Here is a 342-nt window from a genome sequence, read left to right as displayed (position 1 = left end):
TACCTTAACTTATACCATTACGGATAAACTTGATGCTTCTAAATTCTCTACCGCGACGGTAAAAGTAACTGTTGCTTCAGGGGCAATCCTGGCCAAAGACGATGCCGGTTCGGCAAATTCAGTAACCGGTGGTACTGCTGTGGCAGATGTACTGGCTAATGATAATTACAACGGAAGCACAACGGCTCCGACTCTGGCCAATGTAACCATTACCAATGGTACAAATGATAGCAATGGAAAAGTAACTTTTGATCCTGCTACCGGCAAAGTAAGTGTTGCGGCAAATACCCCAGCTGGCATTTATACCTTAACTTATACCATTACCGATAAACTTGATGCTTC

1 protein-coding gene is annotated in these 342 nt (G+C 43.6%); it reads left to right on the top strand.

All coding sequences use genetic code 11. The features are described 5' to 3' along the window. Nucleotides 1-342 (top strand): Ig-like domain-containing protein (locus DRW42_RS28975; protein WP_158544424.1); only part of this gene is annotated, 342 nt, incomplete at both ends.

Origin of the sequence: Pedobacter miscanthi (assembly GCF_003315595.1) — a bacterium.
Taxonomy (GTDB): Bacteria; Bacteroidota; Bacteroidia; order Sphingobacteriales; family Sphingobacteriaceae; genus Pedobacter; species Pedobacter miscanthi.
This window is presented reverse-complemented; position numbering and strand designations above follow the sequence as displayed.